Below are 16547 nucleotides of genomic sequence, written 5' to 3' on the forward strand. Positions count from 1 at the left end.
CTCCCCCTGTGAGAGTAGGACGCCGCCAAGCAATGTTTATCACATCAATTAGGATTCATAAACCCGTATAAACAGGTTCAAATCCTATCTACGCATCTAAACCTTAGGATTATCCTAAGGTTTTTTTGTATAAATTCCACAATTTGTTGGAAAGGCTTATTAATAGCATGATTTTGGTAGGGGGCTTCTCGAATGACCAGTAAAGAAGAAATCCTGGACAATAAACAAATTCTTCATTCTTTTGCGAAATGGTTAATGGGTCAAAATAAATCCGATGGTACGATTAAAACCTATGTGGGAGTCATCTCCCAGTTTCTTCAATGGTTTAAAGATGAGGCGGAAGAGATTGAAAAATTCCACGTCCAAACCTATTTAGACGATATGGAACAGTCAAACAAGAGTGGAGGAACGATTGAAAAACATTATTCAGCCATTACCATGTTTTCCAGGTTCCTTGATAAACCCGAAATCGTCCTCAACATCGATCGTAAAGCAAAGGAAAAGAAAGAAGATCCGCCAAAAGCCCTGAACATGCTTGAGCAAGCTGCTCTCCTAAAAGAAATCGAGGCCTCTGGGCATTTCAGGAATATTGCTATTGTCTACACAATGATTCATACGGGTATCCGGGTGTCCGAACTTTGTGATTTGAACCATAGTGACATTCAAAAAGAGGGAGAAAGGCAATATATCCTCATTCGGGATTCAAAAGGTGATATAGACAGGAAGATTCCACTCTCCATGACTGCTAGTGAAAAGATCAAGGCATACAAGGAATTTTTAAATATGGAAACGGAAGCCATCTTCATATCCAGTGTGAATCAACGCATAACGCCAAGGTCCGTGCAATATATGTTGACTAAATATAATACGACTCCCCATAGGCTGCGGAATACGTTTTGCCAAACATTAATCGATAAGGGGATAGACCTTCAAACCGTTTCAAAATTGATGGGGCACAAAGATTTGAACATGACCAAACGTTATATAGGAGAAGGAAAAGAAGAATTGGAATCAGCCATTGAAAATACTTTTGATAATTTGTAGGATTGGGAATACTTAACGATATACAAGAAGTTTTCCTTCATTATATAAGTTCCAATAGCACGGGGAATTTAATGCTGATGATTTAAAAATAGCATTTCTTTTATAGTTGTAGGCCTTTTAAAGGACAGATTAAAATGACTAGGAATTTTTAAGGAGAAGATCTCTTTTGGTGAATGCCACCCAAAACAACCCTTTGGTAGCCAAGAGGGTTAATTAGAAGGAATTTATTCTTTACCTAGGGTAGACTAGAAAACATCATTGGACTTCTTATTCTACAATTTAGGGTTGCAGGGTAGTTTCTCTTAGTAGTTTCTCGGCTTCAATTATACAAGCACCCCTGTCATGTAGGTATTCAAGTGAGATACTCCTTTTTAATGCTGTTTGTTCAATTAATCTAATTTCATGCTGCATAGCACCAGACAAGATTCCATTTTCAATGTTCTTATTTATTTCATAATAAAATCCTGCCAATAATTCTAACGGTAATTCATCGTAAAGGGAACTTTTTTTGATCTTCATAAAGTACCTCCTCATTTTACAATAAAACTAGCATACATATTTGTAATAAAAACATAAGGGATTTAAACGAATTTGACCGAATACAGAGTTTTTTTGTATTTGAATAATATGATTGATAAATCACTGTTTCCTATTTGGAAGAAGCTATTCTTTCTATGTACTGTTCCGGGTATTGGCCCCACCTACGCCAGATACTATGACGGCCACGCATGCCATCCAACCTATTATTATCATATGAGAAAGCGCTTACATTGTCAAGAATTTCATTTGGAAATTCGAGCAAAAACCTCTTGGCATGATAAAAGGATGACAGGCTGATAGGATGAAGGGGCTAAAATTAACAAAATCAGCAGATTTATTATTTTAATAATATCCAAAAAAGAAAATATTGTATTTCACAAAAATGGTTGAGCGCCGTTTAAAGCTAAAAAATTTCCGAAATGGTCTGTATAGCATTGTTACACCCGTTCGTAAAAGTTAGAAAAACATTTACGAACGTTTTTGATAGAATAAGAGAGAGAAAAATAGATGAAGGAGTAAAAAAATGGATGTCCGTAAATTTGGATACATAAGAGTGAGTAGCAAAGATCAAAATGAAGGACGACAACTTCAGGCCATGTTGGATAATGTTCTTAAAGAACGTATATATAGATCTTTACAGGATGGTCCGATCGATTGAACCAGTTGTGTGGCTTTGATGATTCTTGGATTCAGCGGTGGCAAAATCAGTCTACGAATGCGCAAAGTCTAAAAATCCAGGAATGGAAAGGGAGCTATAGATTTTTTATTTAACCGTAGGTCAATAAAATTCAAAAAGCCCATCCTCAGCTGGATGGGCTTTTCAATTTTATAATCCCCAAAGCCTATAACACGATTTGTGGGTAGGTATAATCTATAATATGGTAAAAGTCACCTTTTTCAATATCGTTAGTAAAGAGCAGAGTTTATATTAATTCAAAAATGAATTATGGGCATTTCGATGAATCCCCTATAGAAAGGCATTATTTGTGAATAAAATTCATTAATGAATTGACTGATGTTAATAATAAGTGATTTCACATTAAATTGGGACTTGGCATGCTAGTTGCATAATAATAGTTATAAATCAAACATGCACGATATGAAATTCGTTTATGTGCGGAGGGATAAATGGTGCGAAAAACGATAAATAAACCATGGGAGCAATGGTATGTTGAAAGAATGAAATCTATGGAGCTACCGGAAATATCCGTCTATTCACTGCTTGATATAACAGCGAGTAAGTTTCCACATCATACAGCCATCATTTATGAAGACCAGTCCATGGATTATAAGAATCTAAAAATGCAGGTAGACAAACTTGCAGGTAAATGGAGAGAAATGGGCTTTGTTAAAGGTGAACGGATTGGACTGATGATGGCCAACCACCCTTATTTCATAATCAGTTATTATGCTGCCCAGGCACTGGGTCTGTTGGTCGTACAAATTAATCCCATGTATAAACCGCGGGAACTATTGCAAATATTAATAGACTCGGATACCAAGAATATTGTATTTGACCAAACGGCCGCAAATACAATCAAAGAAACGAAGGCGATATATGAATTTGATGTATGCATTGATACGGAAAATGATCAAAATGGCTCCTATTCCCTTAAAACGATGATTGAAACAGGGGATGCGATTAAGAAGCCCGTAGTGATAATCCCTCATGAAGATACGGCAGTCATCCAATATACTGGCGGCACCACTGGGAAGATGAAGGGTGTCATGCTTACTCACCATAATTTAACCTCCAATGTCGTGCAGAGCTTTGAAATGTATGGTGATTCCCTGAAACCTGGCGAAGAAATCGTTTTGGCAGCTACGCCTCTTTACCATGTTTATGCCATGACGAGCGCAATGAATCTAGGTATCTATATTGGAGCTGCCATCCTCTTATTTCCTAAATTTGAACTTGAAGATGTACTTGCAAAAATAAAAAAGTACCGTCCGACTTTCTTTCCGGGAGTTCCAAAGATGTATAACGCTTTCGTCAATCATCCAGGAATTGAAAACTATGGACTGAATTGTTTAAAAAGTTGTTCTTGTGGATCGGCGCCCCTGCCGGTTGAAGTAATAAAGCGATTTGAGGGGCTGACCGGTGCCAAAATCGGAGAGGGTTTCGGTTTGTCTGAAGCTTCACCTTCCACTCATCGCAATCCGCCTTTCGGAAAAAGGAAAATAGGAAGCATTGGCATCCCTTTTCCAGGCACGGATTGTATGATCATTGACGATGAAAATAATGAAGTGCCTAACACATGCGTCGGGGAGTTGCTCATAAAAGGCCCGCAAATCATGAAGGGTTATTGGAATAACGAAGCCGAAACCAAAAAGGCCTTACAGAATGATTGGCTATATACTGGCGATCTTGCTGTGATGGATGACGAAGGATATTTCTATATCGTCGGCAGGAAAAAAGAAATGATCATCGTCGGCGGATTCAATATTTACCCGCAGGAGGTAGAAGGGGTTCTGTATGAACATCCGGCCATTAAAGAGGCAGCTGTGGTCGGCATCCCACATAAAGAAAAAGGAGAAATAGTGAAAGCATTCATCGTACCTAAAGAAAGCGCTTCCGTGGATCTTGAAGAAATAGAAGGATATTGCTATTCCCAATTGACGCCTTATAAAGTACCAAAAGTATTTGAATTAAGAAAAGAACTTCCGCGTAATACAGTGGGTAAACTATTAAAAAGATTGTTAGTTAAGGAGGAATTAGAAAAGGGTTGAAAGTGGGGGAGTGTGATTTCAACAATCTAAGTTGAACCTTACGTTGGATGGTATGCCAGTTTGTAAACAAAAATAAAGAAGAGGAGGGATTCATATGCGTTGGGTTGTTCTCATTCTATTATTCTTTGGAGCCGTCATCAATTTTGCAGATAAATCGATCGTGGGCCTCGCAGCTGTTCCCATCATGAAGGAATTCAATCTTACCTATGCGGAGTGGGGTCTTGTTGGAAGCAGTTATTATTGGCTTTACCCAGTAACAGGGATTTTTGGGGCAGCATGGGCTGATCGGCTGGGGGCTAAAAAAGTGCTGGGGTTCATCATGCTGACATGGACCGTTTTGCAATTCGGCGTTTTAGCCATCACCGCTCTTCCGTTATTAATTCTATACAGGATTTTACTTGGCGCATTCGAAGGGCCTTATAGCCCGATTGCTTACAGTCATGCCGATAAGTGGTTTCCGCCGAAGCTGAAAGGTTTTGCCAATTCGGTGGTTGTTGGAGGAGGGACCGTTGGCGCGATGATCGTGGCACCGATCCTCGTATCCTTAATTACGATATTCGGCTGGAAGGTTGCCTTTGCCGCCCTTGGTGCAGCAAGCCTTGTTTGGTTCTTCCTCTTTCAATTTTTAACAAAGGAAAATCCGGTTGAAGTATACGAAAACGTCCAAAAGAAAAAGAAACAAAAACTGGAAAAAATAAAAGTGAAAGACTTTTTGCTGCTACTGGCCTCGCCAACTGCTTTGTTTACTACGCTCGCTTATTTTTCAACGTATATTTTAGTTGTTTGGTTTTCCGTTTGGCTCCCGATTTATTTAGTGGAAGCCGTAAAAATGACTCCAGGTCAAATGGGAACCAGCGTTGCGATAATCGGAGTCGTTTCCGTATGTATTTATATGGGTGTTTCGATGGCGTCCGATTATTTATTCAAGAAGAATCAGAATTGGCGATCATCAAGGGTATTCGTCGTTGCGGGCGCCATGATTCTTGGTGCATTGTTCTTTTCCTCAATCATGATATTTCAAAATCCAATCTGGGTGATAGTCGCCATGTGTTTAGCAAAGGGTCTTACATACGCCATTTTACCAATTGGACCAACGATCATGATCAATGAAATGCAGGAGCGGGGGGGATTGATGACAAGCATCTTAACATCATCAGGAAATCTAGCGGGCATTATTGCACCTCTATTAACTGGCTATATCATAAGTCTAGCTGGAGGAAATCAACTATTGGGTTATAACCTATCGATATTGTTCATGGCCATCCTTGTCCTGGCTTTTGGCATCCTGTTTGCGATATTCGTTAAACCGGCCGGGAAACGTAAAAATAAAAGTTCGGATAACTTTGACCTTAAGTCCTCATAAGCAGGTTCGAACCTGCTTACATTCAATGAAACTGGTGAAATGAAGTCATGCCTTCAAATAATGGCGTGAATAAAAGGAAAAGGAGCGGATTGGACATGAATAGAGAAGCCGTCATAGTTTCTGCAGTTCGAACAGCAATTGGAAAACAGGGAGGTGCACTTGCATCTGTTCCTGCCCACGTATTTGGAGCAGAAGTGATGAAAGAAGCCTTGAAACGAGCGAATCTAGAACCTCGTATGGTAGATGATGTAATCATGGGGAATGTGTTAAGCGGGGGTGGAAACATTGCCAGGTTAACTGCACTGGAAACAGGCCTCTCGATTAATCTTCCGGGTCTTACTGTCGACCGACAATGCGGCTCGGGAATAAATGCTGTCAACTTGGCTGCACAAGCGATCCGGGCTGGCGAAGGCGATGTCTATATCGCCGGTGGGGTCGAGAGCATGAGCAGGGCGCCATACTTGATGGACCGACCGGAAAAACCATACAGTGCAAAGCCGCCGCAGTTCAGAAAGTCCAGGTTGTCCCCTAAAGAGGTTGGCGATCCCCCGATGGGAATCACGGCTGAAAACTTAGCGGGTAAATATGAGGTCAGCAGGGAAGAACAAGATGCTTTTGCTCTACAAAGCCAAAAAAATATGGCCAGAGCCGTGGAAGAGGGCCGGTTCAATGAACAAATTGTGCCTATCCACATTCCCGTCAGAAAAGGTGACGATATCGAATTTAAATTGGATGAGCATCCTCGACCGCAAATAACGAAAGAAGGGCTAGCCAAATTATCGCCTGCATTTCTGGAAGGCGGGTCCGTGACTGCAGGCAATAGTTCGGGATTGAATGATGCCGCATCAGCATTGGTCATCATATCGAGGGAAAAAGCGGTGGAATTGGGGATTAAGCCTTTAGCGACGATCAGGGCACAGGCAGTTGCAGGGGTAGATCCAAATTATATGGGAATAGGACCTGTTCCCGCTATAAGAAAGGTAATGGAGAAATCAGGACTTTCCTTAAATGAAATGGACATCATTGAGTTTAATGAAGCATTCGCCGCTCAAGTCATTGCTTGTAATCGGGAGCTTGATATGAATCTAGCAAAAGTGAATGTGAACGGGGGAGCCATTGCACATGGACACCCGCTAGGTGCGACGGGTGCCATCCTCATTACGAAAGCGGTTCATGAATTGAAGCGTTCTGCCGGAAGGTTCGCCCTTATTACAGCATGCATTGGAGGCGGACAGGGAATTGCTACGATAATTGAACGTGAAGGCTGATTTTATATGTGTGTTTACAAAAAAGCAATCAATTTAGCACAGCATTCAGACCTAAATGCCCTACTTGTTGATGGCTACTATATATGAACAGAACTAAGGAGGAATAAACTCATGACAATCACTTTAACCAAGGAAATGCAGCAAATGAAGGAAATGATCCGTAATTTTGTTGAAAGGGAAGTGGAGCCCTTCGCCATACAAATTGAAGAAGAAGATGCCATCCCAGAGCATTTGGTGGAAAAAGCGAAAGACCTTGGCTTATTCGGGATAAGCATTCCCGAACAATACGGTGGAATTGGCTTAAATGCGGTGGGAAAGGCTACCGTTTTAGAGCAGTTAGGAAGGACCCATAATGGTTTCGTTTCATTAATAAGCGCTCACACCGGGATTGGCAGTACAGGTCTGGTTAAGCTGGCATCCGAACATTTGAAAAATAAATACTTGCCTGAAATGGCAGCAGGCACGAAAATTGGCGCCTTTGCTTTATCTGAACCCGGAGCGGGATCGGATGCAACCAATTTGGCAACGTGTGCAGAAAAGAAGGGTGATTACTGGGTGATGAACGGGACGAAACATTTCATCACGAATGGGCCGATAGCTGATGTTTATACCGTATTCGCTTTAACGGATAAAGATAAAGGGGCAAAGGGAGGGATTACCGCTTTTTTAGTGGAAAGAGACTTTCCTGGTTTGACTGTCGGCAAAAAGGACAAAAAAATGGGATTAAGAGGATCATATACCTCACAGGTCATTTTTGAAGATTGTATCATACCTGAAGAAAATGTAATCGGCGAAGTTGGAATGGGATATATTTCTGCACTTAAAATTTTAGGTGAAGGAAGAGTAGGATTGGCTGCAAGAGCAGTGGGGTCAAGTGGGAAATTAATTGAATTATCAGCCAAATATGCCAAAGAGCGCATCCAATTCGGTAAACCGATCGCTGACAACCAAGCGATTCAATGGATGCTTGCTGATATGGCAACCGAAACGGAAGCCGCAAGAGCATTGACGATGATGGCGGCACAAAAGATTGATGAAGGAAAAAAAGTGATCAAGGAAGCTTCAATGGCCAAACTGTTCGCTTCTGACGTTTTTAATCGGGTGGCGGATAAAGCGGTACAAATTCATGGCGGGATGGGATATATGGCTGAATATCCAGTAGAACGTTTTTATCGGGATGCCCGCATAACGAAGATCTATGAAGGAACGAATGAAATCCAACGTTTAATCATTGCAAGAAATGTCTTGGAAGAGTGCTGAATGTTTACTGTTTTATTCGGGCAGGTAGTCTTTTGCCCAAGCATCCGGAATTTCAAGGGGGAGGAACGAAATGGGAGAAGATATCGTGATCGTGAGTGCTGTACGAACACCAATTGGTAGGTACGGTGGAGCATTTAAAGAGATTAGTTCCGGCCATTTGGCTAGCATTGCCATTAAAGAAGCGATCAAGCGGGCAAATATTGCAGCGGAACAAGTGGATGAAGTCATTTTCGGGGAGGTAAGGCAAACGACCGAATCCTCGAATGTCGCGAGGGTGGCAGCATTGCGATCAGGGATTCCCGATTCTGCACCGGCTTTTACGGTAAACCGGTTATGTGCATCTGGAATGCAAGCCATCACCTCAGCAGCACAGCAGATAAGCTCAGGTCAAGCAAATATAGTCGTTGCCGGGGGTACGGAAAGCATGAGCCGGGCACCGCTTTATTTAAGAAGTGCCCGTTTTGGGGGAGACAGGACCCAACTAGTTGATTCTAATATTGAAGCTGGGCAGCAGCCTCAAGAAATTTATGGGAAAAGTTTGGGGATGGGAATCACCGCTGAAAATGTCGCGCAGCGATACAACATTTCCAGGGAAGAACAGGATGCCTTTTCAGTGGAAAGTCAACGAAGAGCAGCGCAAGCTATGGAAGAAGGAAGGTTCAAGGATGAAATCGTTCCTGTCCAGGTCTCTGACAGGAAGAGTACAGTTACGGTTGAAACGGATGAATATCCACGCCCCGATACCACAATGGAAAAGCTTGCAAGCTTAAAACCAGCATTCAGGGAAAACGGAACTGTCACTGCCGGTAATGCTTGTGGCCGTAATGACGGGGCGACTGCATTGGTGTTAATGAAGGCCAGTGAAGCGGAACGGTTGCAAGTACAGCCGATCGCAAAGATCGTCGATTGGGCGACTGCCGGAGTTTCTCCTGAAGTGATGGGAATTGGTCCAGTACCAGCCGTTGGAAAACTTATGGAGCGCACCGGGAAAAAAGTTGAAGAAATTGGGCTTTTCGAATTAAATGAAGCGTTCGCTTCACAGGCATTGGCAGTAATCAGGGATTTATCGCTAGATGAAAACAAGGTGAATGTAAACGGAGGCGCCATTGCACTTGGGCACCCAGTCGGATCGACGGGCGCAAGGATCGTGACAACGCTAATACATGAACTGATTCGCAGGAAAGAAAAATATGGAGTTGCTACACTTTGTGTAGGCGGCGGCCAAGGAATGGCGATCATGATTGAAACGATATAGTCCAACGATAAAGGAGCGGAAACCCCATACGTTTCTGCTCCTTTCCGTATATAATTTGAATCGCGCAAAAGTGAGGGGGAGGAAGATTGCCTGTTGAAGTGGAGGATATTCGGAATCAATTCGAAAGTAGTGCTTTCTTTTCGCATATTGGGTTTGAAATCATTCGGTTTGAAGAAGGAAATGTAACGATAAAGCTAAACATTGAAGAACATCTACTTAATGTCAATGGAACACTGCACGGGGGCATTCATGCCACCATGCTGGATACCATCCTAGGAATGGTGACTCGTTCCGTTACCAAATCTAAAGTCGTGACGACAAGTTTAACAGTACATTATTTAGCTAGCATATCAAGCGGGGAACTCTTTGCGGAAGCAAAAGTCCTGCAAAAAGGATACAAAATTGCCTTTACTGAAGGAGAAATAAAAGATGCTGAAGGCAACATCATTGCTAAGGGCACAGGAATTTTTAAAATCATTCGCGATAAATGAGGCAAGGATGATCAAATTGGCTGACAAGTGACTATGCTCCATTTTAATAGTAAAAAATGAGGTGTGAAAAAATTGACTAGAACTTGGCATCGATTTTATCCGAAAGAAACCCCAGCAGAAATTGACATTCCAGTATTGTCCTTATATGGACTCCTTGAACGTTCAGCCCGACTTTACCCAACCTGCAAGGCCGTAATAGATGGGGATCGGGAAATGACATATATGGAATTAAAGGATGCCGCAGATCGTTTTGCTGTGAATTTAGACAACCGTGGATTTCAAAAAGACGATCGTATAGCAATCATGCTGCCAAATTGTCTAGAATATATCATTGCCTATTATGCCACCCATCGTTTGGGAGGTATGGTCGTTCAAGTGAACCCACTGTATAAGTCGAGTGAATTGGACTATATATTACGGGATTCCGGAGCCAATTGGTTCATTGGGCGGGAGGTACAACGGGAAATATTAGCGCTGACAAGTTTTTCAGAAAGGTTAACGTTCATATCTGCCAAGCAATTAATGGAAACTGGAACGGATTTATCAAGGAAAGATAAAGAACTTCCTGTTCTGGACATCGACCCAAAGGAAGCTGTGGCTGTTCTTCAATATACAGGGGGAACTACAGGGAAATCAAAAGGGGTCATGCTCACGCATTTTAATTTGATCTCGAATGTATTTCAAGATTTTGCTTTCACGGCTAATGCCCTTCAACTCCAAAGTCCTGGCGAACGGATGCTTGGATTGACCCCATTATTCCATGTCTTTGGTAATGGACGATTGAATAGTGCCATATATGCCGGATCAACATATATCACATTAGAGAAATTTGAAATAAATAAGGTGGCAGATTTGATTCGAACACATCGGCCAACCATTTTTCCTGGTGTCCCGACCATGTATATTGCTTTATTGAATCACCCGGATTTGACGGCGGACGATTTATGCTGCTTTAAGTACTGTAGCTGTGGTTCTGCGCCGCTCCCGATAGAAATCATTCAACAGTTCGAAAAAAAATTACGGGTTACAATAATAGAAGGATTCGGGATGTCGGAAACTTCCCCCACTACACACCGTAATCCAGTCATAGGACAGCAAAAACAAGGAAGTATCGGAATTCCATATCCAAATACCGATGCTAAAATCGTCGATTTGAAAACAGGCGTTGATGAATTGCAAGCAGGAGAAAGAGGCGAACTGATCATTAAAGGTCCGCAAGTAATGAAGGGATATTGGGAAAATCCAGAGGAAACCGCAACAGCTTTGCGGGATGGATGGCTTTACACTGGGGATATCGCGACGATGGATGAAGAGGGATATTTCTATATCGTAGGCAGGAAGAAAGATATGATCATTGCAAGCGGTTATAATGTATATCCAATCGAAGTCGAAGATATTATTTATCAGCATCCAGCCGTGAAAGAGACATGTGTATATGGAGTGTCGGATTCATACCGTGGGGAAACGGTAAAAGCGGCCATAGTTTTAAAGAAAGGCAAGTCAGTCACGGAGCAGGAAATCAGGGAGTTTTGCGTGCAGCGACTTGCCAGATATAAAGTGCCGCGAAGTTTTGAGTTCAGGGAGCAATTGCCAAAATCAGCTGTCGGGAAAATATTGCGCAGAATTTTAATGGAGGAAGCACAGAGCCCTACTGCCGGGGGCAGATAAGCATAGCGGTTATCGTAAGGGAGCTCAGATGAAACCCTAAATAAGGGAAACCTTTATTCGAGGTTCCCTTTATTTAGGGTATATAGACGATGAATCTACTTTCCTTTTAGGGGAATTTCAAATGAAGTCCCATCCACCAATAATTCATGAGACTCACCATCCGCTATATCATCGGTAGTGAATGAAAAGGAATCGAGCCGATCTAATTTTGCCTCTGGATCAACCAATAAACCAATTGTGCCTTTTCTCAATTCTCCTGGTTGGTAATCTGATCGACTTACTTTTTTTGTCCCCATAAAAGTATCCCCGGAATGGATGAAATTTTTAGAAGGCACATCATATGTAAGATCATCATTGAAAGTAACATTTTCCATGCTGAAGAACTGAAGTTCCTTCGAATCTTTATTTTCAACAGAATAAGTTATCTCTAGATAAGAAACCTCTTCATCGATATCCGTTTTAGACAACGCCGCCCGTTGATCGATTTGCTCCATGGATAAATTCTCTTTATAATATATCGAATAGGCCTCTTCAAAACTCAATCCAGTATAGGACTTGAGTTCCTCTTTTGCTTCATCTGTGAGTGAAGATAATTGAATCCTGCGGATATCCTTGACTGTGATGACCATCGGTGCCAATTCAAAAGCCTCATTAATAGACTTCGTTTCTAGTAATCTGAAGGTTCCCCAATTTTTTTGGCGAACCTTATCCCCGACTTTTTCAAGATGGATCCCGCCATATTCATCAACCTCAGGAATTTTGGATTCCTTGGCTTCCGCATTTTCCCCTTTTTCAGTTTTATCGCTCTTGAAATAATTTAAGGCAATCACACTTAAACAAATAAGCAATAATCCAACCATTGCTGAAATGATCCAACTTTTACGAATACTTCCATCACTCCTTGTCTTAAACCATTGATGCCAAAGAATAATATACCATTTTTTTTGCAAAAGAAGGAAAGGGGAGTGCCTGAAGATTGATCCTTATGATTTCTAGAACATGTTAATCCAAATGATTCGAAGTTCCCTGGCCATGATAATGATTTCTCAGCTACAGTACAAGCCGTTTTATAAAAGATTCATATCATATTTATAACGAAGGGGAATCTTGAAAAACTGAGAACATTCTTTTATTCTTTTATAGTTTTCTCATCCCTGGAGACCTCTCTAGTAACAAATTTTAAAAAAAGGAGACGTTTAGGGAATGTTGTGGCCAATTAACAATGGTAAGGAAAGGTTACATCAGCCAAATAAAAGTGCAATGCTGTCCATGCAAGAGATAAAAGCCATTGAGTCCTGGATATCTCAAATAGGGATATTCCAAATATATATAACCGCTGGACAATTAGTATCTACCGCCAGAAAAACGCTCAAGTTCAAGTATAAAATAATCGGGCATGGTTTTAACCGGGTTGTCTATGATTTAAATAATGGCTATATTTTAAAAATTGCATTGTCACAAGTAGGACTAATAAGCAATGCAAATGAAGCCTATATATACAATAACTGTAATGAGGAAGTCAAAAAGTATTTATGTCCAGTTAAGGAGTATGGGACGGGCTGGATAATCATGAAGAAGGTGGACACGAAAGTGCCGTTTGCAATCAAGGAATATACGAAACTGATCAAGTTGGAATTAAAATTCCTGAGGCACGGTATTATCCCAATAGATTTGCGTTTAGATAATGTCGGATATAACGAGAATGATGAAATGGTCGTCATTGATTACGGTCTATTCACCATGGATCTCAAAAGCCCCGTGCTGCGATGGCTTGTTTGATGAGGTGTCTATCCAAAGAAAATATAAAATTGATTTACAATGAGGTGATTAGGCGAAGCGATGAATCTTGTGCTCTCTTGATTTTATCGAATGGTCTAAATGAAAGAAGCATGTTACGAGGTTTTTTTTGTGCAACATGCTTTTTTTATGGTTTAAAGGATCATTACTGATGACACAACGCTAGCAACCTTTTTATCATTTTGAAATAAATCTGCAAGTACATAAGCTGTTTTTTTTCCGATTCGGTCTACTTTTGCTTCAACTTGTACGTCACCTAATCTTACTGGTCGATGAAAGGTAGTATGTAAATCAATGGATGCGAAGGATTGTCCGATGCTTAATTTAGATGATATCGCATAAGCCATCATAATATCTGCTGCAGAAGTGACAAATCCACCCATTGCTACACCAATTCCGTTAATAAATTTTTCATCTACTTTCCATACACCTCTCGCAATTCCATCCTGGGCATAATTTGCTTCAATCTGTAACGTTAGATCACAATTCGGAGGTTGTTTCCCCTCTGTAATAACTTGTAAAAGCTCGTTTCCTTTAGATGGTTCCCCCATTAAAATGCCCCCCCTTGAATAAGTAGAAACTACAGAATATTCTAACATATATCTTAGTGTCAATGAAGTTATTGATTTTACAAATAAAGTAATTAGAGACCCGAAGTGGTGGATTAGATTTCCACTTCAGGCACTCGCTTTCCGCGGGCGGTCTGGGGAGCCTCCTCGGCTTCCGCCTGCGGGGTCTCTCTTGGACACGTTTTTCCCGCAGGAGTCTCGTACCTTTCGTTTCAATCACCTTTTATTAAAAATTCAGATGAACCCTTTTGTATAAAAAGTAGCTCGGAATGGTCACACCCTGAACCGAGAAATGTAATTTGGTGGAGGACTTGATTTCCACTCCAGGGACTCGCTTTCCGCAGGCGGTCTGGTGAGCCTCCTCGGCTTCCGCCTACGGGGTCTCCCCTAGACACGTTTTTCCTGCAGGAGTCTCGTACCCTCCGTTCCAATCAACTTTTATTAAAAATTCAGATGTGAAACCCTTTTGTATAAAAAGTAGCTCGGAATGGTCACACCCCCAACCAATAAATGTAATTTGGTGGTGGATTAGATTTCCACTTCATGCACTCGCTTTCCGCGGGCGGGCGGGAGCCTCCTCGGCGCGCCTGCGGGGTCTCCCATGCCACGCTTTTCCCGCAGGAGTCTCGTACACCCGCTCCAATCAACTTTGTGTTCTAAAAGAAAAAATTGTAGGCTGCTCTATTCGGAACCAAGTTTAGACTAGTTTATACTTTAAGTTTTTCAGAGTAATCCTCATTGGATTGAAGAAATTTGCGACACTCCTGCCGAAATACTGTCTAGCCTAGACCCACAGACACTTGCGTCGAGGAGGCTTGGCAGGCAGTCGCCGAAAGGGTGCGGATTTCAGAAATCAACTGGAACGTCCATTAAGAAAAAACTCTAGGCTGGTCTCATCCCGAATTATTTTTAACTAGATAATCCTTCAAGTTTTTTTACTATAATTCTTAATGGATGGAAGAAATTTGCGACACTCCTGCCGAAATACTGTCTAGCCTAGACCCCACAGACGCTTGCGTCGAGGAGGCTTGGCAGGCAGTCGGCGGAAAGGGAGCGGGTTTCTGAAATCAAGTGGAATGTTTTCTAGAAAAAACTGCAGGCTGATCTCACACCGAATTATGTTTGAGACTAGTTAATCCTCCTAGTTTGTTTTTTTACTATAATTCTTAATGGATTGAAGAAATTTGCGACACTCCTGTCGAAAAACTGGCTAGCCTAGACCCACAGACACTTGCGTCGAGGGGGCTTGGCAAGCAGTCGCCGAAAGGGAGCGGGTTTCAGAAATCAACTGGAACATCCATTAAGAAAAAACTCTAGGCTAGTCTCATCCCGAATTATTTTTAACTAGATAATCCTTCAAGTTTTTTTACTATAATTCTTAATGGATGGAAAAAATATGCGACACTCCTGCCGAAATACTGTCTAGCCTAGACCCCACAGACGCTTGCGTCGAGGAGGCTAGGCAGACAGTCGGCGGAAAGGGAGCGGATTTCTGAAATCAACTGGATATCATTTTATAAAAAACTGTAGAAAAGTTCGAAGTTGATAATTGTCAAAAAAATCAAAAACTTCTTCTTTTTCTAATTAAATTGTGATAGTGTATAAAATAAAGAAGTATTTCATTCTTCATAATTTTAAAAAGAAGTATTTAATTCATCAGAAAGGAGTGATATGGTGGAACATCTTCCATTTAAATTATTAGTAAAAGAAAAATTTGACCATCTATCGGCAGGTCAAAAAAAAGTTGCCGCTTATCTGATTGAAAATTTGGATGAAGCCGCCTTTAAAACGGCATTTCAAATTGGTAGGGAAGCGGAGGTTAGTGAAACAACGGTCATTCGGTTTTCCTATTCATTGGGATTTGAAGGGTTTAGTAAAATGCAGTCGAGGATTCAAAAACAGCTGCTGCACCAAAATCAAATAGACTTATCGAATACTGATTCCATTCTCCACATTGATGACAAGCAAGATCCCTTTACAAAAGTGATAGAAAACGAAGTTCATATTTTAAGACATCTATTAGATCATACGAACGTTCAGGATATATGGAAAGCAGTCGATGTTCTGATCCAGGCTGACCAAATATTGATTGCAGGACATCGGGTTTCCCATGCTGCCGCATATTGGTTCTCCTATACGCTAAGTTCATTAAGGGAAAATGTAAGTTTATGTTCACCTACAGGAGACTTCTATGAAAAGTTTTGTAATCTCACAAATAAGTCTGCATTAGTTGTTTTTTCCTTTCCCAGATATGCAAACGAAACATTAAAAGTTGCTGAGTGTGCCAAAGAACAAGGAGTTTGTTTAATTTCAGTTACAGACCGCCTTCTGTCACCTGTTGGCCGCATCTCTGATATTTCTCTGACAACTGAAGAAAACGCAGAAACCGGAACCAATTCAATCGCTTCCGTTATTAGCTTGTTGGACTTGGTCATTGCAGGCATCCATCAAAAAGACGCAAAACGGATATATACCCATCAGCAAAAATTAGAAAGGCTATATTCAAGTTATGAGGTGTTTAATGAATGAGTTTTTAATAAAGTTAAAATTCATGTAAAGGAG

The 16547-nt window shown here is 41.2% G+C and carries 13 protein-coding genes and 1 pseudogene; 11 read left to right on the top strand and 3 right to left on the bottom strand.

Annotation, left to right across the window (positions count from 1 at the left end; all coding sequences use genetic code 11):
* The first annotated feature begins 192 nt into the window (after positions 1-192).
* Positions 193-1044 carry a tyrosine-type recombinase/integrase gene (locus OTG27_RS23865; RefSeq protein ID WP_057277192.1) on the top strand — a complete coding sequence of 284 codons (852 nt, stop codon included), beginning with the start codon at positions 193-195 and terminating at the stop codon, positions 1042-1044.
* A 279-nt stretch (positions 1045-1323) separates the two neighbouring features.
* Here OTG27_RS23865 and OTG27_RS23870 read toward each other — a convergent pair whose 3' ends face one another.
* Positions 1324-1563, bottom strand: a complete 240-nt coding sequence (locus tag OTG27_RS23870; protein ID WP_098865472.1) for a hypothetical protein — start codon at positions 1561-1563, stop codon at positions 1324-1326.
* A gap of 544 nt (positions 1564-2107) precedes the next feature.
* Between OTG27_RS23870 and OTG27_RS26810 the strand changes: the two are divergent.
* From OTG27_RS26810 to OTG27_RS23910, 8 genes and pseudogenes are all read left to right on the top strand, one after another.
* A pseudogene (locus OTG27_RS26810) lies at positions 2108-2230 on the top strand (recombinase family protein); the annotation flags it as partial.
* A gap of 485 nt (positions 2231-2715) precedes the next feature.
* Positions 2716-4314 (top strand): long-chain-fatty-acid--CoA ligase, encoded by a 1599-nt coding sequence (locus OTG27_RS23880; RefSeq protein ID WP_268938339.1) that lies wholly within the window; start codon positions 2716-2718, stop codon positions 4312-4314.
* Between the two features lie 94 nt (positions 4315-4408).
* Entirely contained in the window at positions 4409-5677 is a 1269-nt protein-coding gene (locus OTG27_RS23885) for an MFS transporter (RefSeq protein ID WP_268938340.1), read from the top strand.
* A 95-nt stretch (positions 5678-5772) separates the two neighbouring features.
* Positions 5773-6945 carry a thiolase family protein gene (locus OTG27_RS23890; RefSeq protein ID WP_268938341.1) on the top strand — a complete coding sequence of 391 codons (1173 nt, stop codon included), beginning with the start codon at positions 5773-5775 and terminating at the stop codon, positions 6943-6945.
* A 111-nt stretch (positions 6946-7056) separates the two neighbouring features.
* Entirely contained in the window at positions 7057-8205 is a 1149-nt protein-coding gene (locus OTG27_RS23895) for an acyl-CoA dehydrogenase family protein (protein WP_268938342.1), read from the top strand.
* Positions 8206-8275: 70 nt separating this feature from the next.
* The gene (locus OTG27_RS23900; RefSeq protein ID WP_268938343.1) at positions 8276-9460 is read left to right on the top strand and encodes a thiolase family protein; all 1185 of its coding nucleotides are present in this window, start codon (positions 8276-8278) and stop codon (positions 9458-9460) included.
* Positions 9461-9546: 86 nt separating this feature from the next.
* Positions 9547-9951, top strand: coding sequence for a PaaI family thioesterase (locus tag OTG27_RS23905; protein WP_063576637.1), 405 nt, complete (start codon positions 9547-9549; stop codon positions 9949-9951).
* A 63-nt stretch (positions 9952-10014) separates the two neighbouring features.
* Positions 10015-11619, top strand: coding sequence for a long-chain-fatty-acid--CoA ligase (locus OTG27_RS23910; protein ID WP_268938344.1), 1605 nt, complete (start codon positions 10015-10017; stop codon positions 11617-11619).
* Between the two features lie 95 nt (positions 11620-11714).
* On the opposite strand, the gene OTG27_RS23915 is transcribed toward OTG27_RS23910, so the two are convergent.
* Entirely contained in the window at positions 11715-12479 is a 765-nt protein-coding gene (locus OTG27_RS23915; protein ID WP_268938345.1) for a hypothetical protein, read from the bottom strand.
* A 343-nt stretch (positions 12480-12822) separates the two neighbouring features.
* On the opposite strand from OTG27_RS23915, the gene OTG27_RS23920 reads away from it, so the two are divergent.
* Positions 12823-13398 carry a hypothetical protein gene (locus OTG27_RS23920; RefSeq protein ID WP_063576634.1) on the top strand — a complete coding sequence of 192 codons (576 nt, stop codon included), beginning with the start codon at positions 12823-12825 and terminating at the stop codon, positions 13396-13398.
* A 152-nt stretch (positions 13399-13550) separates the two neighbouring features.
* Here OTG27_RS23920 and OTG27_RS23925 read toward each other — a convergent pair whose 3' ends face one another.
* Positions 13551-13967 (bottom strand): PaaI family thioesterase, encoded by a 417-nt coding sequence (locus OTG27_RS23925; RefSeq protein WP_034312878.1) that lies wholly within the window; start codon positions 13965-13967, stop codon positions 13551-13553.
* Positions 13968-15656: 1689 nt separating this feature from the next.
* On the opposite strand from OTG27_RS23925, the gene OTG27_RS23930 reads away from it, so the two are divergent.
* Entirely contained in the window at positions 15657-16514 is an 858-nt protein-coding gene (locus OTG27_RS23930) for a MurR/RpiR family transcriptional regulator (protein ID WP_268938346.1), read from the top strand.
* The last annotated feature ends 33 nt before the right edge of the window (positions 16515-16547 follow it).

This window comes from Peribacillus sp. AS_2, assembly GCF_026891895.1.
Taxonomy (GTDB): Bacteria; Bacillota; Bacilli; order Bacillales; family DSM-1321; genus Peribacillus; species Peribacillus frigoritolerans.